The 22,769-nt window shown below is 68.9% G+C and carries 19 protein-coding genes; 11 read left to right on the top strand and 8 right to left on the bottom strand.

What is annotated here, in order from left to right; genetic code table 11:
• Nucleotides 1-37 precede the first annotated feature (37 nt).
• The 3 genes from C8271_RS03785 to C8271_RS14090 are packed head-to-tail and all read right to left on the bottom strand — an operon-like array spanning nucleotide 38 to nucleotide 4,027.
• Nucleotides 38-3,025 carry a multicopper oxidase domain-containing protein gene (locus C8271_RS03785; protein ID WP_342751934.1) on the bottom strand — a complete coding sequence of 996 codons (2,988 nt, stop codon included), beginning with the start codon at nucleotides 3,023-3,025 and terminating at the stop codon, nucleotides 38-40.
• Nucleotides 3,022-3,531 (bottom strand): hypothetical protein, encoded by a 510-nt coding sequence (locus C8271_RS03790; RefSeq protein ID WP_212591319.1) that lies wholly within the window; start codon nucleotides 3,529-3,531, stop codon nucleotides 3,022-3,024. The genes C8271_RS03785 and C8271_RS03790 overlap by 4 nt, the downstream gene beginning before the upstream one ends.
• The gene (locus C8271_RS14090) at nucleotides 3,524-4,027 is read right to left on the bottom strand and encodes a hypothetical protein (RefSeq protein WP_245920859.1); all 504 of its coding nucleotides are present in this window, start codon (nucleotides 4,025-4,027) and stop codon (nucleotides 3,524-3,526) included. Before C8271_RS14090 ends, C8271_RS03790 begins: the two co-directional genes overlap by 8 nt.
• Nucleotides 4,028-4,247: 220 nt before the next feature.
• Between C8271_RS14090 and sucC the strand changes: the two genes are divergently transcribed.
• The 6 genes from sucC to C8271_RS03825 all read left to right on the top strand — a co-directional run bounded on the left by sucC (nucleotide 4,248) and on the right by C8271_RS03825 (nucleotide 10,790).
• On the top strand, nucleotides 4,248-5,417 hold the full coding sequence (gene sucC / locus C8271_RS03800; RefSeq protein WP_106507864.1) for an ADP-forming succinate--CoA ligase subunit beta: 1,170 nt from the start codon (nucleotides 4,248-4,250) through the stop codon (nucleotides 5,415-5,417).
• A 12-nt stretch (nucleotides 5,418-5,429) separates the two neighbouring features.
• Nucleotides 5,430-6,320, top strand: coding sequence for a succinate--CoA ligase subunit alpha (gene sucD / locus C8271_RS03805; protein ID WP_106506180.1), 891 nt, complete (start codon nucleotides 5,430-5,432; stop codon nucleotides 6,318-6,320).
• Nucleotides 6,321-6,480: 160 nt separating this feature from the next.
• The gene (locus tag C8271_RS14425; RefSeq protein WP_106506181.1) at nucleotides 6,481-7,368 is read left to right on the top strand and encodes a metal-dependent transcriptional regulator; all 888 of its coding nucleotides are present in this window, start codon (nucleotides 6,481-6,483) and stop codon (nucleotides 7,366-7,368) included.
• Nucleotides 7,369-7,549: 181 nt separating this feature from the next.
• Nucleotides 7,550-8,404 carry a C40 family peptidase gene (locus C8271_RS03815; RefSeq protein ID WP_170957793.1) on the top strand — a complete coding sequence of 285 codons (855 nt, stop codon included), beginning with the start codon at nucleotides 7,550-7,552 and terminating at the stop codon, nucleotides 8,402-8,404.
• 404 nt (nucleotides 8,405-8,808) lie between these two features.
• Complete coding sequence (locus C8271_RS03820) at nucleotides 8,809-9,729, top strand: C40 family peptidase (protein WP_170957794.1); 921 nt, start codon at nucleotides 8,809-8,811, stop codon at nucleotides 9,727-9,729.
• 215 nt (nucleotides 9,730-9,944) lie between these two features.
• A complete protein-coding gene (locus C8271_RS03825; RefSeq protein ID WP_106507866.1) occupies nucleotides 9,945-10,790 on the top strand; it encodes a hypothetical protein in 846 nt (281 codons plus the stop codon).
• Here C8271_RS03825 and hutG read toward each other — a convergent pair.
• The gene (gene hutG, locus C8271_RS03830) at nucleotides 10,756-11,805 is read right to left on the bottom strand and encodes a formimidoylglutamase (protein WP_106506183.1); all 1,050 of its coding nucleotides are present in this window, start codon (nucleotides 11,803-11,805) and stop codon (nucleotides 10,756-10,758) included. The two genes, C8271_RS03825 and hutG, sit on opposite strands and share 35 nt — an antisense overlap.
• 167 nt (nucleotides 11,806-11,972) lie before the next feature.
• On the opposite strand from hutG, the gene hutU reads away from it, so the two are divergent.
• The 3 genes from hutU to hutH all read left to right on the top strand — a co-directional run bounded on the left by hutU (nucleotide 11,973) and on the right by hutH (nucleotide 16,827).
• Nucleotides 11,973-13,661, top strand: coding sequence for a urocanate hydratase (gene hutU, locus C8271_RS03835; protein WP_106507867.1), 1,689 nt, complete (start codon nucleotides 11,973-11,975; stop codon nucleotides 13,659-13,661).
• Nucleotides 13,658-14,926, top strand: coding sequence for an imidazolonepropionase (gene hutI, locus C8271_RS03840; protein ID WP_106506184.1), 1,269 nt, complete (start codon nucleotides 13,658-13,660; stop codon nucleotides 14,924-14,926). Before hutU ends, hutI begins: the two co-directional genes overlap by 4 nt.
• A gap of 347 nt (nucleotides 14,927-15,273) precedes the next feature.
• Entirely contained in the window at nucleotides 15,274-16,827 is a 1,554-nt protein-coding gene (hutH, locus tag C8271_RS03845; protein ID WP_106506185.1) for a histidine ammonia-lyase, read from the top strand.
• A 54-nt stretch (nucleotides 16,828-16,881) separates the two neighbouring features.
• On the opposite strand, the gene C8271_RS03850 is transcribed toward hutH, so the two are convergent.
• Together C8271_RS03850 and C8271_RS14270 are read right to left on the bottom strand one after the other, a co-directional pair.
• On the bottom strand, nucleotides 16,882-17,133 hold the full coding sequence (locus C8271_RS03850; RefSeq protein WP_138774514.1) for an MDR/zinc-dependent alcohol dehydrogenase-like family protein: 252 nt from the start codon (nucleotides 17,131-17,133) through the stop codon (nucleotides 16,882-16,884).
• Nucleotides 17,072-17,293 carry an alcohol dehydrogenase catalytic domain-containing protein gene (locus C8271_RS14270; RefSeq protein WP_281260357.1) on the bottom strand — a complete coding sequence of 74 codons (222 nt, stop codon included), beginning with the start codon at nucleotides 17,291-17,293 and terminating at the stop codon, nucleotides 17,072-17,074. Before C8271_RS14270 ends, C8271_RS03850 begins: the two co-directional genes overlap by 62 nt.
• Before the next feature lie 160 nt (nucleotides 17,294-17,453).
• On the opposite strand from C8271_RS14270, the gene C8271_RS03860 reads away from it, so the two are divergent.
• A complete protein-coding gene (locus tag C8271_RS03860) occupies nucleotides 17,454-18,806 on the top strand; it encodes a sensor histidine kinase (RefSeq protein WP_106506188.1) in 1,353 nt (450 codons plus the stop codon).
• Nucleotides 18,803-19,450 carry a response regulator gene (locus C8271_RS03865; RefSeq protein WP_106506189.1) on the top strand — a complete coding sequence of 216 codons (648 nt, stop codon included), beginning with the start codon at nucleotides 18,803-18,805 and terminating at the stop codon, nucleotides 19,448-19,450. The genes C8271_RS03860 and C8271_RS03865 overlap by 4 nt, the downstream gene beginning before the upstream one ends.
• A gap of 39 nt (nucleotides 19,451-19,489) precedes the next feature.
• On the opposite strand, the gene C8271_RS03870 is transcribed toward C8271_RS03865, so the two are convergent.
• Both C8271_RS03870 and C8271_RS03875 read right to left on the bottom strand, forming a co-directional pair.
• Nucleotides 19,490-21,229 carry a pyruvate dehydrogenase gene (locus tag C8271_RS03870; RefSeq protein ID WP_106506190.1) on the bottom strand — a complete coding sequence of 580 codons (1,740 nt, stop codon included), beginning with the start codon at nucleotides 21,227-21,229 and terminating at the stop codon, nucleotides 19,490-19,492.
• A 409-nt stretch (nucleotides 21,230-21,638) separates the two neighbouring features.
• Nucleotides 21,639-22,655: a CPBP family intramembrane glutamic endopeptidase gene (locus tag C8271_RS03875; protein WP_138774515.1), complete on the bottom strand. Its 1,017-nt coding sequence runs from the start codon at nucleotides 22,653-22,655 to the stop codon at nucleotides 21,639-21,641.
• Between the last annotated feature and the right edge of the window lie 114 nt (nucleotides 22,656-22,769).

Consider the following 22,769-nt stretch of genomic DNA (forward strand, 5'->3'; position numbering starts at 1 on the left):
TACGTCCCTGGAGTGACAGCGAACAGCGGCGACGGCGTTACGCCGTCACCTCGATCAGCGCTCGTGCCCCACGCTCCATATCGGCGAAGACGTGATTGACCGCCGTGTAGGTGCCGGGCTCATCGAACACGAGCTCCACGAAGCCGCCCTGCGCCGCACCCAGATGGAGGGCCTGGGCGCCGCCGCCGGTGGGGGTGTCCGGTCGCAGCAGGTACTCGCCCTCCGCGAAGACGGTGTCGAACACGCCGCCCACCACGTGGAAGGAGATGCCGCGCGACGGCCCAGCGGCCAGCACCCAGATGCGCACGCGCTCGCCGACCTTCGCCGTCAGCGGCTCATGCACGTACTGATTCGCGTGCCCGTTGAACACCGTGACGTCGGGCCGCTCGGCGGCGATTTTCTCCGGGCTCACCGGGTGTGCCGCCACGGGATCATCGGGCTCGCACAGCGGACAGGCGCCGTCGTCGGCCGGATTCTGCACCGACGGCGTCGCCCATCCTTCGGCGCCCTCGGGAACCAGATAGTGGTCCGACTGCACCAGCACGTACTCGCGGTCGGCAGCGGCAAGACCCTCGGGCGGCACGATGAGCGCGCCCAGCATGCCGGCAGCGAGGTGGACCGTCATCGGCATGGTCGAGCAGTGGTAGAGCCACACGCCCGCATAGTCGGTGGTGATCGTGTATTCGAGCGACTGGCCGGGTGGGATCGTGCGCATCACCGCGTCGGGAGAGACCCGCCCGGCGTGCAGATCCAGCGAATGCCCCATCGAGCCGTTGTTCACCAGGTCCACGGTGAGACGTCCGCCCAGCTGCGAGCGGATGACCGGCCCCACCACACCGCCACCGAAGGTCATCGCTGCCATCGTGACGCCAGGCGCGATCTCGAGGTCGTGCTCGGTGATCTCCAGCGTGAGCCGCTGGTCAGGTCCGGGGTCAGGCGGCAGCACCGGGTCGCGTCGTGCATGATCGGCCGACGGGGCCGCCTGCAGATCAGCGACAACCGGGGTGAGAGCATCGACCGTCGTGCCCGACCCGTCGGAGCCGCCGCCCCCACCCGGCGTCTGCGTGGAGGCGCCCTGCGCCACCACCGCTAGGGTCATGCCCATCGCGCGATGGCCGACGATCGAGCACCAGCCCGCGACGTCCTGGCCGATCACGCCTGCATCGACGGTGGCTGACTCGCCAGGGGAGAGACGACCTGAGGTCACGCCACTATCCAGCACGAGGTCGTGCACCTCAGCCGCGTCGTCGTTGCGAAGCTCGATCACGAGGCGGTCGCCCGCTGGCACGGTGAGCACATCAGGCGTGAACCGCATCGCGTTCATCGACACGGTGATCGTGGTGGTGCGTCCGGTGGGGGAGACCGCGCTTGCGGACTCCTTGCGCCCAGCACCGCCACCGGCCGACGAGCCCGACGGAGCGCCGGCGGCGCCACCAGCAGCCAAGCGGTCGAGCGCCCCGCCCATCGCGTTCAGGCCGAGCACACCGCCGGTGCCGAGCAACACACCGGTGAGGTGACGGCGCTGGACTGGGCTGGTGGAGTCGGCGGGACTGGGGACCGTTGGGGGCCCGCCCTGGCGCGACGTCGCGCGTGCCGAGTGTGCAGACTGGGACGCAGACGGCTGCGTGCGGACGGTGTCGGGTGCGGCAGCGGGCGGTGGCACATCGCGGTCCAGTTGCGCCGCCTGACGCTCACGCAGGCTCACCATCACCATCTGCACCAGCAGCACAACGAACCAGGCGAGCCCCAGGAAGGCCCCGGCGGAGACGAGCACGCGGCTCCACGAGCCGAATGCGTCGAGGCTCCCGGTGCCAAATGTGGCGCCCGCGAAGATCACCTCGCCGCCGACCGCAGGCAGCTGCGCGGCGACGAACAGCACGAGAGCAAGATTCACGACGGCGACTCGGAAAGCCGCCGCACGGGACATCACTGCGAGCGATGCCCGCACGGCCCGTGGGCCGCCGCCCATCACCGTCGGCATCAGGTAGCTCATCGCTCCCAGCAGCACCTGCAGCGCGAAGCCCACCACGAACGGCACGGTGAGCGCCTGCACGTCCTGGGCGAGCAGCGAGGTACCCATCGGCTCGGTGCGCACCGTGAGCCAGAGCACCAGCAGTCCCGCCACAGACAGGACGAACCACGTCACCCCTGCGCCAATCGACAGGATCGGGAACCAGGGAAGCTCGATCCGATGCGGGCGTGACGCTGAGAGCTGAGCAGCGAGCATCAGCCCCAGACACAGCCACAGCAGGCCGCCCAGGTACACCGCGATGAACAGTGCACCCGCCACCGCGATCCCCAGCGTCGCGCTGACGCCAGCGCCGAGCACGCCAAGAACCATCACCGGCAGGCCATATCCGCTGCGTCGCACCACCACCGCAGGAAGGGCGGTGCGTAGCACAGTGGGCCACAGGGTGAGCAGTGTGCCCGCCACCGTGAGCCCCACGAAGCCCAGCACGTTCACGATCTGGTGCGCCAGGAGCAGGCGTCCCTGCCACGGCTCGCCTGGACTGAAAGCCAGCAGCGTGCCCAGCACAGCGCCGACGGGCAGCAGACAGGCCGCCATCACGTACGCCCGCACTGTCGCGCCGTAACGCGGCGCGATGGACGCGCGGATCTGCGCAGCCAGCGCCCACGCATACCAGAGCATTGCCGCGGAGATCGTAAGCGCCCCGAGCAGCACCACCACCGGCCACGCGCCGACGATGCCGGCACTTGCGACCACCACACCGACGGTGAGTAGCCAGATCCGCCGCACCTGCATCGGCCGGGTCTCGGGCCCCAGTCGTGTCTTCAGCAGCGCTTCAGCGAAGTGCTGGCCCCAGATCATGATCGACGTGGTCACCAGGCCCAGCGTCACCATGTGCACCAGCAGCCATCGGGACTGCGGCACGAAAGGATGGGTCAGGACGAGCGCGATGAGCGCAAGCATCCACAGGGAGACAGGTCGACCAGCCCGGCGATGCCAGGCGCTGCGGGAGGTCGGATTCGGCCGACGGGATTCCGTCTGTTGCGGGCTTGTCACCGTCTGTGCTCTTCGTCGGCGCGGTCCGGCTCGTCGCCGGGCCCGCCCTGCTTGTCGTCGGCGCGGCCACGCGGCGCGAACTGTGCGTACAACGCCCAGCCGAAGCGCAACACCATCACCGCGAGCACCACACCGATCACGACCTGGAACGGGATCTGCACGCCCGTGCGCGTGACCACGAACCAGATGGCGAACAGCGCGGCACCCATGATCAGAGCGTCACGGACGGCGGCAAGGATTCGCTTGCCGATCTGCGCCTTCTGCGCCCGACGCCCGGCCACGGTCACGGCTGCGCTGGAGCGTCGGCGCCACTGATCCGCATCACGACGCAGCTGGCCGCGGCTTTCCCGTGTGCCCTCATCGGCGGCCGTGCGGGCAGCGCGCGCGTAGACCCCGGCGCGCTCAGCGGAGCGGCGTGCGGTCTCCTCCACGGCTCGGCGCGCGCCCGGCGCCTGCTTCCGTGCGGTGTTTCGTGCGGCTTTTGCGTACGTGCGCCAGTCAGCCACGCGTATCCCTCCTGTCGTCCCGCCTGCCCACCCGGCTGTTCTCGTGGTCCGTGCCTGTCCATTCGGGCCGACGGGGGTCGTACTCCCGGGGCCGATCTCGATCATCGCGGGGATGGCGGTCGCGGCCGTCAGAGAATCGTCGGTCTCGATCGCGCCGCCCCGGGTGATGGTGGTCGCGGCCGTCAAAGGGCTGTCGGTCTCGTTCGTCGCGCCGTCGGCGGTCGCGGTCGTCCGGATCTGCGCGCCGCCAGCGGATGTCCTCGTCGACACGGTCGTCGCGCCGGCCCGAAGCTCGCCCTGACCGCGCCCGGTGGTCGTAGTAATAGGACAGGCCAACGTTCAGACCGATCGTGATGATGATCGACAGGAACAGGCTCGGGATGGTCGAGCGCACGCCCACCAGGCGCAACAGGATGAACAGGACCAGGATCGCGACCACGCTGAACCCAAGGGTGTCGCGGATCCGCTGGGTGAGGCTGCGGGGTCGAGGGCTCATGCGGTCATGGTAGAGGTGCCTCCTGCGCGTCTTCGTGGCACGGGTGCGCATCGGGTGCCGACGACGTGACATGCGGCAGATTTTCCGGAGTGCGGGACGGAGGTCCTGATCCGCGGTGCGACCAGCGCGTGAGACGCGTTACGCTGGCGTCGATCACAGGGGCGGCACCGAGGCCGAGAGCGGCCACCGCCCGCTGCCGAATCGGAAGGAAGACACCCCCGTGGACCTGTTCGAATACCAGGCCCGCGACCTCTTCGAGAAGCACGGGGTCCCCGTGCTCGGAGGAGTCGTCGCGGAGGACCCGGCCGCCGCCAAGGCCGCTGCCGAGCAGCTCGGCACCCCCGTCGTCGTCGTGAAGGCCCAGGTCAAGACCGGCGGTCGCGGCAAGGCCGGCGGCGTCAAGATCGCGAAGTCCCCGCAGGAGGCCGAGGAGAAGGCCGCCGAGATCCTGGGCATGGACATCAAGGGCCACACCGTGCACCGCGTCATGGTGGCTGCCGGCGCCGACATCGCCGAGGAGTACTACTTCTCCCTGCTGCTGGACCGCGCGAGCCGCAACTACCTTGCCATGTGCTCCGTCGAGGGCGGCATGGAGATCGAGCAGCTCGCCGTCGAGCGTCCTGAGGCTCTTGCCAAGGTCGCCGTCGACCCCAACGTCGGGATCGATGAGGCCAAGGCCAAGGAGATCGTCGAGGCCGCCAAGTTCGACGCCGAGACTGGCGCGAAGGTCGCCCCCGTGCTGCAGAAGCTGTGGGAGGTCTACCGGGACGAGGACGCCACCCTGGTCGAGGTCAACCCGCTGGTGAAGACCGGCGCCGGCGACATCGTCGCGCTGGACGGCAAGGTCACCCTGGACGACAACGCCGAGTTCCGTCACGAGGACCACGGCGCCCTGGTCGACACCAAGGCGGAGGATCCGCTGGAGGCCAAGGCCAAGGCCCTGGACCTCAACTACGTCAAGCTCGACGGCGAGGTCGGCATCATCGGCAACGGTGCAGGCCTGGTCATGTCCACCCTCGATGTGGTCGCGTACGCCGGTGAGAAGCATGGCGTCAAGCCCGCGAACTTCCTCGACATCGGCGGCGGTGCTTCCGCCGAGGTGATGGCCAACGGCCTGGACGTGATCCTCGGCGACGAGCAGGTGACCGCCGTGTTCGTGAACGTCTTCGGAGGGATCACCGCCTGCGACGCGGTCGCCAACGGCATCGTCGGCGCACTGGGCAAGCTCGGCGACGCCGCCACCAAGCCGCTGGTCGTGCGCCTGGACGGCAACAACGTCGAGGAGGGTCGCAAGATCCTTGCCGACGCCAACCACCCCCTGGTCACCCTGGCCGACACCATGGACGGCGGCGCCGCGAAGGTCGCCGAGCTCGCTGCGAACGGAAAGTGAACCGAACCTCCCATGTCTATCTTTCTTGACGAGAACAGCAAGGTCATCGTCCAGGGCATGACCGGCTCGGAGGGCATGAAGCACTCCCAGCGCATGCTCCACTCCGGCACCGCCATCGTTGGCGGTGTGAACCCCCGCAAGGCCGGCCAGACCGTGTCCTTCGAGGAGGGCCACGACGTGCCGGTGTTCGGCACCGTCGCTGAGGCGATGGAGGCCACCGGCGCGAACGTCTCGGTGATCTTCGTGCCGCCGAAGTTCGCTAAGGATGCCGCGATCGAGGCGATCGACGCGGGCATCGAACTGCTGGTGGTCATCACCGAGGGCATCCCGGTCAAGGACACCGCCGAGTTCTTCAACTACGCGCAGGCCAAGGGCGGCACCCGCATCATTGGCCCGAACTGCCCAGGCCTGATCAGCCCCGGCAAGTCCAACGCCGGCATCACGCCGTCGAACATCACCGGCGCCGGCAAGCTGGGCCTGGTCTCCAAGTCCGGCACGCTCACCTACCAGATGATGTACGAGCTGAGCGACATCGGCTTCACCACCTGCATCGGCATCGGCGGAGACCCGGTGATCGGCACCACCCACATCGACGCTCTCGAGGCCTTCGAGAAGGACCCGGAGACCGTCGGTGTCGTCATGATCGGCGAGATCGGCGGCGACGCCGAGGAGCGCGCTGCGAAGTACATCGCGGAGAACATGACCAAGCCGGTGGTCGGCTACGTCGCGGGCTTCACCGCTCCGGAGGGCAAGACCATGGGCCACGCGGGCGCGATCGTCTCCGGCTCGGCCGGCACTGCGCAGGCGAAGAAGGAGGCCCTCGAGGCCGCCGGCGTCAAGGTGGGCAAGACCCCCACCGAGACCGCCGAGCTCATGCGCGAGATCATCCGGTCCCAGGCCTGATCGACCACTCGACGGCGGCCGCTCTCCACGACCGGGGGCGGCCGCCGTGGTGTCTCCACGCGGCGACGGTCCGTGCAGGCCCTGCCCTCACTGTCGAGAGAACAACCGTGACATGACCGCGGATAGACTGCCCTCGGTCTGATGCGAAGGAGGCCGGCTCATGAGCGGCGACCTGATCGACACCACCGAGATGTACCTCAAGACGGTGTACGAGCTGCGTGAGATGGGGATCGCCCCGATGCGCGCCCGTATCGCTGAGCGCCTCGGTCACTCCGGGCCCACGGTCTCTCAGACTGTGGCGCGTATGGAACGTGATGGCCTGCTCCGGCTGGGTAGCGGCCGCGTCATCGAACTGACCGATGAGGGCCGACGCACCGCTACCGCTGTAATGCGCAAGCACCGGCTGGCTGAGCGGCATCTGCTGGACGTGATCGGGCTTGATATTGCGCAGGTGCACGATGAGGCCTGCCGTTGGGAGCACGTCATGAGCCGCGAGGTCGAAAAGCGCATCGCCGCGGCACTCGCCCCGCCCTACCTCGACCCGTTCGGCAACCCCATTCCCGGTCTGCGCGAGCTGGGTGTTGACCCGCAGGTTGCCGAAGCATCGATGGGTTCCGATACGCCGACGGACCCCGGGGATTCGACGGGCGAGGATCGTTCGACAGGCGGGGACCGACCGACGGGCGAGGGGGCAGACCCCGGGGGTGCTGCCCACGCCATCGCGTCAACTGCCCGTGAGTCTCGCCCATATCTCGAGACCGGCGTCACGCCGCTCGGTAAAGCCTCTGCCAGCGATATGCGCCCGCTCACGCGAGCTCTTCATGACGACGGCCCGGTGGACCTGGTGCTCGCCCGCATCGGTGAATGGGCGCAGGCTGACCGCGAACTCCTGGACGACATTGCACGTCAGGGCATTCTTCCCGGCACGCACATCCAGGCGCGACGGATCGCTGATGCGATCGTTCTCGAGACCGCTTCGGGGAACAGCCTCGCGCTCGATGACGTCGCCGCAGGTCAGTTCCTCGTCACCGCGCCGGCCGACGAGTAAAGCCCAGGTCAAACCTTGCTCAGAACATCTTCGTAGCCCTCGGATCGGGCCGGGGGTCCTCCTAAAGTTGTAGCCGTGCCTGGCAGACGAGCCCGGCATGACCTGCCCGGAAGCCCCGAGAACGCGCCGGATACAAGGTCTGCGATTCGAGCAAGGCGTGAACGGGGCCGGGAGCTCAACTGTGTCGAAGTCTGTGAAGAACACGCACCGTCGCCAGATGCGCACCGTCACCCCCATCGTCCGCAGCCGCCGCTTCGCCGCCAGCGCCGCGGTGGCCTTGGGGATGATGGCCACCGGTGGCTCTGTTGCCACCGCTGACTCCGGCTCCGACGCTGCTCCTCAGGCTGAGGGCCCTGCCTCCTCCGTGATCCCTGCCGCCTCTGCAGACGCCGTCACCATTCCTGGCGCGCAGTCGCAGGCTGTTGAGGGTGCTGATACCGCTTTGGCGCCCACTGCCGGCGCGATCTCCGTCGCTGCCCCTGAGGTGTTCGAGGATGACGAGCAGGACTCCTCGGAGACCCGCTCGGAGGATTCGCGCTCGAGCCGCTCCTCGGAGACCCGCTCGGAGGATTCGCGCTCGAGCCGCTCCTCGACGCGATCCGACCGCAGTGACGATTCCGACGATGAGCACGATCGCGCGGGTAAGAAGTCGTCGTCTCGTCAGAAGGACTCGGAGGAGAGCTCCTCCACCGGTGGTGCCCGTGGCAGCAGCATCGTGTCGACTGCCCGCAATCAGCTGGGCAGCCGCTACGTGCTCGGCGCGTCCTCCCCGGGCCGTGGCTTTGACTGCTCCGGCCTGGTGCACTGGGTTTACGCCCAGCACGGCATCTCCACGCCCCGCACCTCCGGGCAGATCGCCAGCGCGGGCCGCTGGATCTCCCGTTCCGAGGCTCGCCCCGGCGACATCGTCGTGTGGTCCGGTCACGTCGGGATCTACGCGGGAGACGGCAAGGTCATCGATGCCTCGAGCTCGCGCCGCGTCGTGATGGAGCGCTCCATCTGGGGATCCCCGAAGGGCTTCGTCACCTACCGCTGATCCGGAGGTGTGCACGGTCGTGTATGCACACGGCTGAGCACATGGACATTCCACGCAAGGCCGTCACCGTGAGGTGGCGGCCTCTCGCGTGCGTGCAGGCGCGTGCAGGGGACGAGGGGCCACCCGCAGGTGTGGATGCAGCCACCCGCTGTCGCCGCGATACGTGCATGCCTCCGCTGCGGCACCTGTCACCGTGCAGGGAAAGACACGGTGAGTTCCGGTGCAGCTGAGTAAAAACAGGGTCAAGCTCTGCCCCAGATACCTCCGGATCACTGGGTGAGCCGCTCGCCCCCTCCTAAAGTCGTATGCGCCCCGGGCGGAATGCCTGGGTTGCCCCGTCCGGTGACGCACCGGATGTGGATGGACCGGACTTGTGACGACGTGACGACCGCAGGAGCAGATAAGTGTCGAAGCCAGTGAAGAACACGCATCGCCGCGCGATGCGCACCGTCACCCCCGCTGTGCGCGCAGGGCGTTTCGCAGCAGGTGCTGCCATGTCACTGGGCATTCTCGTCACCGGCTCCGCTGCGGCTACCGCCGAAGGGAAGGCCGACGCTGCCCCTCAGGCTGATTCCGCCGCCTCCGCCGTGATCCCGGCGATCTCCGCCGAGGCTGTCGCGATCCCCGCCGCGGTCACCGATGCCGCGAAGGATGCCCCCAGCCTCGCGCTCGCCCCCGCTGCCGGTGCGATCTCGGTCTCCGCCCCGGCTCCGGAACCTGAGCCGGAGCCTGCTGATTCCTCCACAGAGGATTCCACCGACGAGTCCGAGAGCTCCACGCAGACGCGCTCGTCCACGGACCAGGCAAGCCGCTCTGAGCGTCGCTCGAGCCGCTCCGACAGCTCGAACAACGACAACTCCACCGAGACGAACCGCTCCTCCCGCGAGCGGTCCTCGAATGAGCGTGACCGGTCTGACGCTGACGACTCCGGCCGCAAGAAGAACAAGAAGCAGGAATCCTCCGACTCCTCTGATTCCGGCATCTCGCCCGGCAAGGGCTCCTCGATCCTGGCCACTGCCCGCTCCGGCATCGGTGTTCCGTACGTGTACGGCGGATCGAGCCCCTCGGGCTGGGACTGCTCCGGCTTCGTGAAGTGGGTCTACGCTCAGCACGGCATCAGCCTCCCGCATGGAGCAGGCGCCCAGGTCGCCGGTGCGAAGCGGATCTCCCGCTCCGAAGCCCGCCCCGGCGACCTCGTCTACAAGCCCGGCCACATCGGCATCTACGCTGGCGGCAACAAGTTCGTCGACGCCGGCAACAAGCGCGTGGACACCTCCGAGCGCAAGATCTACTCCGGCAACTGGAGCTTCTACCGCGTCGGCTGACCCCTTCGGGTCGCTCACGGTCAGCCTCTGACCACCCCCGCGTCCCCACGACAGCCCTGCACACTGGTGCAGGGCTGTCGCGCGTCCCGGCGTCCGGGCGTCGTCGAGTGGCTCCGGGCCATCGCAGGCTGTAGCCAGATCAGGCAACCGAGCCATCACCCCAGTGGCGGGCTGCGATATGCAGGTGCTTCAGCACCGTCCGCTACCGTGTGCGCGTGGCCATCCTGCGTGATCTCCTCGCAGTGCTGCTCGCACTCGGTGCGACAGCGCTCGCGGCACTGTGGATTCCCGCCGTGTGGGTGCAGCACAACATCGTCGATGAACAGGGGTTCCTTGCGATCGTCGCGCCCCTTGCCGATGATGCCCGCTTCCAGCGAACCCTCACCGACCCCGCCGTCGACCAGGTGCTCGGCGATGAACGAGTCCCGCCCATCGTCGCCGATACCCTGACCCCGATCGCGAAGGATCAGGCTTCTCAACTCACCGGCACCGACATGTACGCCTCCCTGTGGACCTCAGCAATGCGCGAGTTCCACGATGCCGTGTTCACCCCGGGCGCATCGGATGTGCAGGTGGATCTCATGCCCGCCGTGGAACGCATTCTGAGCGGTGCCGAGGATGCGCTACCGGTCCGCGTCTCCCTGCCACGGCCGGACAACGCGACGGTGACCCTTGCCCGGATCCCCGATGTGCCGCTGCTGCCTCGCGCAGCGCAGCTCGCCCCCTGGGCATCACGCCTGCTTCCGGGGGCGTTGATCGCCGCTGCACTGTCCCTGCTGCTGGCACGGCGCCGCACCATGATGCTCCTGCTGCTCGGCATCGGCGCGATCGCGGCGGGCATCGCCGTGCAGATGCTTGGCGCACGCATCAGTGATCTGGTGCCCGACAGCGTGGACCAGACCGTGTTCGTCGGCCCGATCGTGCAGGTGCTCGAGCAACGCTTCAGCGCCGGCGTCACCGACCAGTCTGTATGGCTGTTCGGCGCAGGCGCTGTGCTCACCGCCCTGGGAATCGCCGTGATCGTGATCAGGCGGTTGCGCGCGACCCGAGAGCCTGCGTGAGAGCGAGATCAATCAGGCGCGCCGCCGTGCGCGCGGTGCGCTGATCCTGATCCAGGTGCGGGTTCAGCTCCACCACATCCAGTACCGCGAGCGTGCCTGTTTTCGCCGCAGTGCTGACCGCGAGGGCGATCAGGCCGGGATCAACACCCAGGCCCGCCGGTGCACTCACCCCGGGCGCTACCGAGGCCGGCAGCACATCGAGATCGATCGACAAATGCAGCACGTCGAGGCCTGCACAGAACTGCTCGACGAACTCGATCACCGCGGGTGCGCCGCCGCGCAACACCTCCAAATCGGTCATCCAGCGCGTACCGATCTGCTGAGCCCGCTCGAACAGCACACCGGTATTCGACGGTTCGGCGATGCCCAGCACGGCGTACTGCAGCGTACGCCCTTGCTCCTGCTCGGCACAGGCCATCTGCCAGAACGGGGTGCCGGAGGTCGGGCGGGGTGCCTCGCGCAGATCAAAGTGCGCATCAAGGTTCAGCACGCCCACGCGGGGGCGCGGCCGCGCGGTGGAGAGCCGACGGCTCGCCTGCAGCCCCTGGTACGTGGCCCAGGCGGTCTCGTGTCCGCCGCCCAGCACGATCGTGAACAGGTTCCCGGGGGTATCGAGGGCCGCGGTGATGCGATCGGCCGCCTGTGCCTGCCCGCTTTCGAGAGCCTCGCCGACGGTCACGGCGTCACCGTGGTCGAGCAGGCGCACTGACCCGTCGGCGCAGGGACCATGCAGGGCAAGCGGGGACAGAGCTCGGCGCAGTGCCTCCGGCCCATTGGCTGCACCGACGCGGCCCGCATTACGACGCACCCCCTCGTCACTGCGGAAACCGACCAGCGCCACATGGGGCGCATCGACCGCATGGCCACGGCCTGCATTGGCCGCGTCGGCGATGCGCTGATGCCAGCGGGCGTGCTCGGGGCCGTCGCCGTCGATGCGGCCCGTCCATGGGGAGGAAGCCCGCGCGGTGGGGTTCTGGTCGGAGACGGCGGGGGAGGAGTCGGGCAGTGCAGTCATGCCGCCACCGTAAAGGCCGCAGGCGAGCGATGGTGATGATCGCGTGTGCCGTGGCCCCGCACAGCGCGCTCGGCGTCCGGAATCCTGGACGCCACCCTGTGTGGATCGATGCCTGTGCGCCCGCCCGCATGGTTCCCTGGGCAGACCCCGTCCTGAAGGAGAACGACATGACCCTGCCCGGAGCCCGCCCCGTCCGCGCCCCGCGCGGCACCGACCTGCACGCGAAGACCTGGCAGACAGAGGCTCCGCTGCGCATGCTCATGAACAACCTCGACCCCGAGGTGGCCGAGCGCCCCGATGATCTCGTCGTCTACGGCGGCACCGGCCGCGCCGCCCGCTCCTGGGCCGCCTTTGACGCGATCGTCGAGACGCTGAAGGACCTCGAGGCCGACGAGACGCTGCTGGTGCAGTCCGGCAAGCCCGTCGGCGTACTGCGCACCCACGAGTGGGCGCCGCGCGTGCTGATCGCCAACTCCAACCTGGTCGGCGACTGGGCCACCTGGCCCGAGTTCCGCCGCCTCGAGGCCGAGGGTCTGATGATGTACGGCCAGATGACGGCCGGTTCCTGGATCTACATCGCCACCCAGGGCATCCTGCAGGGCACCTTCGAGACCTTCGCCGCCGTCGCCACGAAGCGCTTCGGCGGGACGTTGGCCGGAACCATCACTCTGACCGGCGGTTGCGGCGGCATGGGCGGCGCCCAGCCCCTGGCGGTCACCCTCAACGATGGCGTCTGCCTGATCGCGGACGTGGACCGCGCACGTCTGGAGCGCCGCGTCGCCAAGCGCTACCTGCATGAGATCGCCGACGACCTCGAGGACGCCATCGCCCGGGCCAACGCTGCCAAGGCCGAGAAGCGCGGCCTGTCCATCGGCATCGTCGGCAACGCCGCCGAGGTCTTCCCGGCGCTGCTGGAGCGCCACCGCGCCGGCGACATCTCCATCGACGTGGTCACCGACCAGACCTCCGCCCACGACCCGCTCAGCTACCTGCCGCTCGAGATCGGCGTCGAGGACTGGCAGCGTGAGGCCCAGGCCGACCCTGACACCTTCACCAAGAAGTCCCGCGAGTCGATGGCCCGCCAGGTGCAGGCCATGGTCGAGTTCCAGGATGAGGGCGCCGAGGTGTTCGACTACGGCAACTCGATCCGCGACGAGGCCCGCCACGCCGGCTATGACCGTGCCTTCGCCTTCCCAGGCTTTGTCCCCGCCTACATCCGCCCGCTGTTCTGCGAGGGCCTCGGGCCCTTCCGCTGGGTGGCCCTCTCGGGCGACCCCGAGGACATCAAGGTCACCGATGCGGCGCTGAAGGAGCTGTTCCCCGAGAACGAGCACCTGCACCGCTGGCTGGATGCCGCCGGCGAGTACGTCGAGTTCGAGGGCCTGCCGGCGCGGATCTGCTGGCTCGGCTACGGTGAGCGCCACCAGGCTGGCCTGCTGTTCAACCGGCTGGTGGCCGAGGGGAAGGTGAAAGCCCCGATCGTCATCGGCCGTGACCACCTCGATTCCGGATCCGTCGCCTCCCCGTACCGCGAGACAGAGGGCATGCTCGATGGCTCCGATGCGATCGCCGACTGGCCGTTGCTGAACGCTCTGACCTCCACCAGCTCCGGCGCCACCTGGGTGTCGATCCACCACGGCGGCGGTGTGGGCATCGGCCGCTCCATCCACGCCGGCCAGGTGGGCGTGGCCGACGGCACCGAGCTGGCCGCCCAGAAGCTGGAGCGCCTGCTCACCAACGACCCGGGCATGGGCGTGATCCGTCACGTGGACGCCGGCTACACGCGCGCCGCCGAGGTCGCCACCGAGCGCGGCGTGCGGGTGCCGATGGAGCCTCGACTGAGGGACGCCCAGTGACTACGACACTGCTCACCGGCATCAGCGAGCTGTGGACCTTCGACCCTGCCCTCGAGGAACCAGGGGAGCGGGGTGCGGCCGACGGGCAGGTGCTGCACGACGCCGCGGTCGTCATCGACGGCGACCGCATCGCCTGGACCGGCCCGGCCGCGCAGGCGCCGGACGCGGATGAACGTCATGATCTGGGCGGGCGCGCGGTGCTGCCCGGCTGGGTCGACTCCCATTCACACCTGGTCTTCGCCGGTGACCGCTCCGCAGAGTTCGAAGCCCGCATGGCAGGTGAGTCCTACGCCGCAGGCGGTATCCAGGTCACCACCGATGCCACCCGGGCCGCGTCCGACGAGGCCCTGCGTGCTCTCGTGCTGGCACGGATCGCTGAGGCTCGCCGCGGCGGCACCACGTGCCTGGAGACCAAGACCGGCTACGGGTTGACGCTCGAGCAGGAGAAGCGGGCCGCGCAGCTGCTCGCAGACCTCGTGGCCGAGGGAGAACTCGATGAGGCGACCTACCTCGGCGCACACCTGGTGCCCGCCGAGTTCGACGGCCGTGACGGACGGCCGGGTGCGGATGCGTACGTGGACCTTGCCGCCGGGGACATGCTGCAGGCGGTGCTGCCGTTCGTACGCTGGGCTGACGTGTTCTGTGAGAACGGCGCCTTCGATGTCGCACAGTCCCGACGGGTCCTCGAGGCTGCGCGCGAGGCCGGGTTGGGTCTGCGTGTGCACGGCCACCAGATCGAGCGCAGCGGTGGCGTCACCGTGGCCTGCGACCTGCAGGCCGCCAGCGTTGACCACCTCAATGCCATGACGGGCGAGGACATCGAAGCGCTTGCGGCAACCGCGCAGCGCCCCGTCGTCCCCACCGGCGATGGGCTGCTGGATGCGCAGCACGGCCCCACGGTCGCCACCGTGCTGCCCGCCTGCGACCTGTCCACACGGGCCCCGCTCGCCCCGGCACGCGAGCTCCTCGACGCCGGGGCGCACCTGGCGATCGCCTCGAACTGCAACCCCGGCACCAGCTACACCTCGTCGATGACCTTCTGCGTGGGCACTGCCGTGCTGCAGATGCGGCTGAGCCTCGCCGAGGCGATCCGTGCCGCCACCCGCGGTGGAGCGCTTGCCCTGCGGCGCAGCGACGTGGGGCATCTCGGCGTCGGCGCGCGAGCCGACCTGCATGTGCTCGATGCGCCTGCCGCGATCCACCTGGCCTACCGGCCCGGCATGCCGCTGACCCATCGCGTGCTGCGCGCTGGGACGGCGGTCTGATCTGAGGGTCGTGATGCCCCGCCGACGCAGTCTGCTCCTGACACCTGTCACATTCTGTCTCGCGGCCTGTGGGCCGAGGAGCGGCACTGACGAGGATCCGCCGCCGCCGGCCCCCTCTGTCGACCCGCTCGCGAGGGGTGACTGGATCCACTGCCGTTGCTGCTGGTGTCCGGGCGGACGGACAGCAGCGGTGGTCATGGTGGTCACGGACAGGCCAATCCCCGGTGCACATGGCCCGTCGGCACCTACAGTGAAGCGATGGACGGGCCCCGGCGTTCGCCGACGTCCGGTCCCCGACAACACGCAGAGCGAGCCGAGCGAACAGGACCATCAGAAGGAGACACGCGATGAGCGACGAGACCATGACAGTGCGCCTGGGTGCAGGCACGCTCGCCGCCGAGGATGTCCTCGCCGTTGCGCGGCGCCGAGCACGCGTGGACCTCGACCCGGCCGCACGCGAGCGCGTGGCCGCGGTCCGTGCCCATGTCGATGCCCTCGCCGCCCCCGGTCACAAGCCCGTCTACGGCGTCTCCACCGGGTTCGGCGCCCTCGCCGACACGGCGATCGCGCCCGAGATGCGCAGCGCCCTGCAGCGCTCCCTGATCCGCTCCCACGCTGCCGGCACCGGGCCGGAGGTGGAGCCGGAGGTCGTGCGTGCTCTCATGCTGCTGCGTGCCCGCACCCTCGCCTCTGGCCGCACCGGTGTGCGCCCTGAGGTGCTGGAGACCATGATCGCCCTGCTCAATGCACAGATCACCCCAATCGTGCACGAATACGGCTCGCTCGGGTGCTCCGGTGACCTCGCGCCACTCGCCCACTGCGCGCTCGTGCTCATGGGGGAGGGGCGTGCCCGCGGCGCCGACGGCCGCGAACGCCCCGTGAAGGACCTTCTGGCCGACGCTGGCATCACCCCGATCGAGCTGGCGGAGAAGGAGGGGCTGGCCCTCATCAACGGCACCGACGGCATGCTGGGCATGCTGCTCATGGCCATCGCTGACCTCGATGAGCTCGTGAAGGTCGCCGACGTCACCTGCTCGCTCAGCGTGCAGGGACTGCGCGGCCGCGACACCGTTTTCCATCCCGAACTGCACACGCCTCTGCGCCCGCACCCCGGGCAGGCGGACGCCGCCGCCAACATCCTGGCCCTGCTCGAGGGTTCCGACATCATCGCCGACGTTGCCGCTGAAGGCTCCCGTGTTCAGGACGCCTACTCACTGCGCTGCGCCCCGCAGGTGGCCGGCGGCGTGCGCGACACGATCGAGCACGCCCGTACCGTCGCCGAGCGTGAGCTCGCCGCCGCCATCGACAACCCTGTCGTGCTTGAGGACGGCACCGTCACCTCCAACGGCAACTTCCACGGCGCCCCCGTGGCGTACGTGCTGGACTTCCTTGCCGTCGTCGCCGCTGACCTCGCCTCCATCGCGGAGCGGCGCACCGACCGGATGCTCGACAAGGCCCGCTCCCATGGCCTGCCGCCGTTCCTGGCCGACGACCCCGGTGTCGACTCCGGTTTCATGATCGCCCAGTACACCCAGGCCGCTCTGGTCGCGGATATGAAGCGCCTGGCTGTGCCGGCGAGCGTCGACTCGATCCCGTCGTCGGCGATGCAGGAAGACCATGTCTCCATGGGGTGGCATGCGGCCCGCAAGCTCCGCACGAGCGTGGACAACCTGCGCCGCGTGCTCGCCATCGAACTGCTCACGGCAGCCCGCGCCTGCGACCTGCGCGCACCACTGGCCCCGTCGGCCGCAGGTGCGGCGGCGATCGCGGTGCTGCGCGGCACGGTCGACGGGCCCGGGCCTGACGCGTTCCTCGCGCCCGACATCGCGGAAGCAGAGGCGCGCTTGGCCGACGGTTCCGTGCTCGAAGCGGTTCAGAGCGTCATCGGCGAGCTGCGCTGAGCGAACCAGGGCCCGGTCCTGTGACCGGGCCCTGACCAGCGGAATGCACAGAGATCACATGTGCACGAGGATCTTCACCTCGGTCTCGCCGTGGTCACGAAGGCGCGTGTAGCCGTCCTCGACGATGTTCTCGACGTGGATCTTCCTGGTGATGAACTTCGAGAGGTCGAGCTTGTCGCTGCGGGCCAGCTCGATCGCCTCCACGTGGTCGTTCGCATAGCCGATGGAGCCACCGACGACCTTGTCACCCATGATCAGCTGACCGGTGAGGTCCAGTTCCACCGGATTGACGTGGATCGCGACCACCTTGAGACGTCCGCCCGGTCGCAGGGACGCCAGCAGCGCGTCGACCACCGGCGCAGAGGTTGTACTGGTTCGCGCGGCACGGTGGGCACTGGCCGCAGACCATCAGCGGCTCCACGACGACGTTGTCGCCGACGGCGAGACCCTCAACGCCCTCACCCACCTCGGTGATGGTGCCGGAGAACTCGTGACCGAAGACTACCGGCAGCTGCTCACCAGAGAGGGGTACGGCGCATCAACCGGCGCCGGCGCGTGACCGGGCATGCATATCTCGTGACCACGGTCATGGGACGCAGCCCGACACCAGACCATACGGTGGGCGGGTGACCTCGAGCGATATCGGTGCAACAGCAGTGGGGAGGGAACGTTCCCTCCCGATCCGTCGGCTGTTGCGTGCCCTGCAGATCATGGCTGTGTTGTGCATGCTGACCTCGGCAGTGCATAACTATGGTCTCGCTCTGCACGGCGGTGAGGACTGGGCTGCATACCGTTGGGACACCGGCGATCTGCATGCCGTGCAGGCCGTTGTCGTCTCCCTGCTGTGGCTGCTGCGTGGGCGTATGCGCACCCGGCGTTCCCGAGCCGCTGTCGCCTTCCTCGCTGTCCTTGCCGTGATGCCCATGTTCATGATCGGCAGGATCGCCGAAGCCGGGTTCATGATCCCCGTGCTTCTGGTGGCCTACGCCCTCGTGGTGCTGGACGGCTGGATGCGCGCGGCGCTGATCCTGGCTGGGCTCGAGTGCCTGAGCGCCATCGCTGTACATCTGATGGTGCGACCAAGTCCGGTGGGCTTGGTGATCGGCATGGCCAACGCGGCACCGGTGTTCGTCCTGCTCATGATCGGAATCGTGCTCGGGGCTGCCCTGGCCGCCTATGAACAGGGCCGACGAAGCGACGAGCAAACCATCGCCGAGCGCGACGATGCGCTCCAACAACTCGAGGACGCCCTGGCCCAGCTGCACAGCCAAGCGCAGACCGAGAAGGAGCTGATGCTCGCCGATGAGCGGGCACGCTCCGCCCGGGACCTGCACGACGGCCTGGGACACCGGCTCACGCTGATCTCCATGAGCCTGGACTATGCACGCCGCATGCGTGAGCGGGATGCAGCGGCGGCCTGGTCCGAGGTCGACACTGCCGCCCAGACATCTGCCGATGCCCTCACCGAGATGCGTACCTGGGTGCGAGCGCTCAGCCCTGTGCGCGACCGGAATGCGACCGGCACCGCCGCGATCGACGCCATCGCCGAATCCTTCCGCGGCACCGGCCTCGACGTTGCTCTGGAGCGCAGCGGCCCGGAGCCGATTCTCGACGAGGACACTTCGCTGCTGATCTACCGCGCCGTGCAGGAGGGCCTGACCAATGCACTGCGCCACGGACGGGCGCGGCAGGTGCGGATGCGCGTGGAAACAACGGCCGACACCGTTCACCTCACCCTGCGCAACGACCTCGATGCGGCCGCCCGGGCAGCGATCCCCGTCGGCCCCCTCGCCCCCGGCTTCGGCCTGCGCGGGCTCACCGACCGGGCCGACGCTCTTGGTGGCGACGTGCGAGCCTGCCGCGACGGCGACGAGGTTGAGCTGCGCGTCACCGTACCGTCCCCGGCCACACGCGGCGCGGTCGCCCCCGTTCGCCCGTGCGATTCTGTGCCGACCGCCGCCCAGGAGGCGACACGATGACCGACTCGACACCACTGCGGATCCTGCTGGTCGATGACCAGCAGCTGCTGCGCCGCGGCCTCATGATGCTGCTATCCACCGTGGACGGCCTCGAGGTCGTCGACCAGGCGGCCGACGGCGCCGAGGCACTCGCCCGCATCCCGGCCGCCCGCCCCGATGTGGTGCTCTCCGACGTGCGGATGCCGGGCATGGATGGCCTCGAGCTCGTCGAGCGATGCCGAGAAGCGCACCCCGGACTGCCCGTGCTCCTGCTGACCACCTTCGATGACGAGCCCGTCGTGCGCGGCGCACTCGCCGCCGGCGCCGCGGGATTCCTACTGAAGGACACCTCCACCGACGCTCTCGCCCAGGCGATCCGCTCTGTGGCAGATGGCGGTATGGTCCTGGACCCGCGCGTGGCACGCATCGCCATGACGCCCGCGACGGAGTCGGAGTCTGATCCTGATGAGCTCGCCGTGCTCACCCGCATGGAGCGTCTGGTCGCGCAGCAGGTCGCCGAGGGCCGCACGAACAGTGAGATCGCCGCCGACCTCGTGCTCGCTGAAGGCACCGTGAAGAACCACGTCTCCGCGCTGCTGCGCAAGCTCGACGCCCGCGACCGCACAGCACTGGCCCTCATGCTCTACAAGACGTTGCACGGCTGAGCACAGCGGCGCCCGGTCCACGAGAGCTCAGCACGATGGTCACCGCGGAATGTTGCGCACGTTCGAACGCGCCATGTCGACCATCTTGCCGACGCCGCCGCCGAGCACCACCTTGGTGGAGCTCATGGCGAAACCACGGATCTGGTGCGCGGTGATCTTCGGCGGCATCGACAGCGCCAGCGGATCGGTGACCACGTCGATCAGCACCGGACCCTTCTTTTTCAGGGCTGCGGCGAGCTCCTTCTTCAGCTTCTTCGGATCGGTGATCCGTACCGACTCGATGCCAGCGCCCTTGGCGATCGCGGCGAAATCCACCTTCTCGTGATCGGTCTCGTGATCCGGGAGCCCCTCCACGAGCATCTCCAGCTTCACCATGCCCAGGGACGAGTTGTTGAACACGACGATCTTGGTGTCCAGCTGGTGCAGCTTCACCGTGAGCAGCTCGCCCATCAGCATGCCCAGGCCACCGTCGCCACTCATGGAGATCACCTGTCGGCCCGGCTGCGAGGCAGCCGCACCGATCGCCTGCGGCAGGGCATTGGCCATGGTGCCGTGATGCCAGGAACCGAAGATGCGGCGCTTGCCGTTGGGGGAGATGTAGCGGGCGCCCCACACATTGCACATACCGGTATCCACGGTGAACACGGCGTCGTCGTCGGCCAGCTCGTCCAGAACGGACGCCACGTACTCGGGGTGGATCGGCTTCATCCGCCCCACATTCTTGGTGTACGCGGCCACCACGCCGGTCAGTGCCTTCTCGTGCTTGCGCAGCATCGAGTTCAGGAACTTCCGGTTCTTCTTCGCCTTCACCATCGGCATCAGGGCGCGAAGGGTGAGCGCCACATCGCCGTGGATGCCGAGATCCAGCGGGATGCGACGGCCGAGCCGGGAGGCATCGGCGTCGACCTGCACAACCTTCGGGCCGTCCTCAGGCAGGAACTCGGAGTAGGGGAAATCGGTGCCCAGCAGGATCAGCAGATCGCACTCGTGGGTCGCCTCGTAGGCGGCGCCGTAGCCCAGTAAACCGGACATGCCCACGTCGAAGGGGTTGTCGTACTGGATGAACTCCTTGCCGCCGAAGGCGTGGCCGATCGGTGCCTTCACCAGCTCTGCCAGCTCCAGCACCTCACTGCGGGCACCGGCTACACCGGCGCCGCAGAACAGGGTGACCTTCTGTGCGCGATCCACCAGGGTAGCGAGCTCGGACACCGCATCCGGGTGGGGCGCGACCGCGCCGAAGCGGGTGGTCAGTGTGCGGGTGAACGCGCCGTCGACCTCCTGGTCGGCCACGTCCCCGGGCAGAACCAGCACGGAGACGCCGCGCTCGGCCAGAGCGGTCTGGGCGGCGATGTGCAGCATCTTCGTGCCGTGCTCGCCGGAGTTGATCATCTCGCAGAACGCCGAGCACTCCTGGAACAGCTTCTCCGGGTGGGTCTCCTGGAAGAATCCGGTGCCGATCTTGTCGGAGGGGATGTGCGAGGCCAGCGCCAGCACGGGCGCTCCGTCGCGGTGGGCGTCGTACAGGCCCTGGATCAGGTGGGTGTTGCCAGGGCCGCAGGATCCGGCGCACACGGCGAGCTTCCCGGTGATACGGGCCTCGGCGCCGGCAGCGAAGGCGGCGGCCTCCTCATTGCGCACATGCACCCATTCGATGCCGTCGGTGGTGCGCACCGCGTCGACGACCGGGTTGAGGGAGTCGCCCACGACGCCGTAAATGCGCTCGACCCCCATCTCTTGCAGCTGGGTCACGAGCAGTCGGGCCAGCGAAACCTTCGCCACGTCTCATCCTTCCGGTGGCCGCGCCAACGGACGCGGCATGATCAGGAGCACACGGGCCGCCGTCGGGGCCGAAGGGCCCGCGTCCACGACGGTACGCCGCTCCAGCAGCACATTCAGAATTGTGTCGACGACGTCACGGTGAGCGCGTGGGGCCGATCACGTCGGTTCATGCAGGCCAGGCCCGCGGCCGGGGCAGACAGGTGGGGTCAGGCCCACGGCGTGGTCAGCATGGACCGCACGGTTGGGGCTGCGAGCGCCGGTGCGCTGATCTGTTGCCGTGGCGATGTGCTTCGGGGTGGCGGCGTCAGGGGTGGGAGAGCGGGCGCCGACGTGACGCGGTGCTGGCGAGGCGCATGGATGGGAGCCTGTGCCGGCGAGCGGGCGTCGACGGGACCCGTCGCTCGCGGACTTAGCGACCGTAGGGGCCCTGCTCGGCAACCTCCGCCCAGCGGGAGGCCGGGATTCGGACCGCGATCACGAGGCCCAGCGCGAGGTGGGCCAGGCCCAACACCAGGTGCACCGGGATGCCCCAGGGCAGCTCCAGCAGGATCACTCCGGCCACAGCGTTGCCGACGTGGAACCCGCCGTGGATGCCGATGGCAGCCCAGACGCTGCGCATGGCGATCGCCAGGTAGCCGGCGGAGACGCCGAAGCCGAAGGGGATCAGCAGGTAGACGAGGTGATCGAGCAGGTTCTGCTGTCCGCCGGTCGAGGTCAGGTGCGGGATGCAGAAGGCGAAGGCGCTCAGCCACACCGCGGCATGCGGGCGGCGGGCCAGGGACTGCATGAGATAGCCGCGGAACAGCAGCTCCTCACCGATGCCCTGCAGCACGTAGGCGCGCACCAGCAGCATGATGAGGGTCAGGACGATCAGCAGCGGCCCCATCGGCCCGGCCTCCACCCCTGCAGCGCCGGCAGCTTCCATCGGAGCGCCGAGCCCGGCCACTGCGGCGACGCCGTACCCGGCCACCGCGATCACGACGGCGAGCATGGTGCCGATGCCGAGAGCCTTGGCAGCGTTGCGGTTCCAGGTCAGGCCAAGGGCGCGGAAGGGGCGACGGTCCACCCAGCGCACCAGAGCCCACGAGAACAGCAGATAGGCGATCAGCGGCAGGGTCCAGCAGGCGATCCGTACCACCATAGCGATCTCGTCGGTCTGCCAGAACAAATCCTGCTTCCCGAACAGGGAGAGGACACCCAGGCCCAGGAGCGTCGCGCTCGCGGCCGGGATGATCAGGAAAGCGGTCAGCAGGATGCGGGCCCAGGCCGGCAGGCGAGGCGGCAGATCGGTGCGGCGCTCGCCGTCCGGCGAAGTTGGCGCGGAACGCGGGGGCGTGGGGCTGTCAGGGCGGGCGGTGTTGTCGATTCCGCCTGTGGCGGCAGAGCATGCGGGAGCGGGACGGTGTGGATGGCTCATCGATGTCATGCCTGCGACGCTACGGAGCAGAGCCTGCCCCTCAGCAGTGGCGGCCGTCATGACCTCCAGAGCAGACCCGTGACACCCGCGTGGCGAACCATGACCGTGGTCATGGGCGCTCGT

Source organism: Brachybacterium timonense (assembly GCF_900258505.1).
Taxonomy (GTDB): Bacteria; Actinomycetota; Actinomycetes; order Actinomycetales; family Dermabacteraceae; genus Brachybacterium; species Brachybacterium timonense.

Bases quoted from the DNA above. Each gene is read 5' to 3' on its own strand.
- C8271_RS14090 (WP_245920859.1), bottom strand. From the start codon at position 4,027: ATGAGCCCTCGACCCCGCAGCCTCACCCAGCGGATCCGCGACACCCTT.
- sucD (WP_106506180.1), top strand. From the start codon at position 5,430: ATGTCTATCTTTCTTGACGAGAACAGCAAGGTCATCGTCCAGGGCATG.
- C8271_RS14425 (WP_106506181.1), top strand. From the start codon at position 6,481: ATGAGCGGCGACCTGATCGACACCACCGAGATGTACCTCAAGACGGTG.
- hutG (WP_106506183.1), bottom strand. From the start codon at position 11,805: ATGACTGCACTGCCCGACTCCTCCCCCGCCGTCTCCGACCAGAACCCC.
- hutU (WP_106507867.1), top strand. From the start codon at position 11,973: ATGACCCTGCCCGGAGCCCGCCCCGTCCGCGCCCCGCGCGGCACCGAC.
- hutH (WP_106506185.1), top strand. From the start codon at position 15,274: ATGAGCGACGAGACCATGACAGTGCGCCTGGGTGCAGGCACGCTCGCC.
- C8271_RS03865 (WP_106506189.1), top strand. From the start codon at position 18,803: ATGACCGACTCGACACCACTGCGGATCCTGCTGGTCGATGACCAGCAG.
- C8271_RS03875 (WP_138774515.1), bottom strand. From the start codon at position 22,655: ATGACATCGATGAGCCATCCACACCGTCCCGCTCCCGCATGCTCTGCC.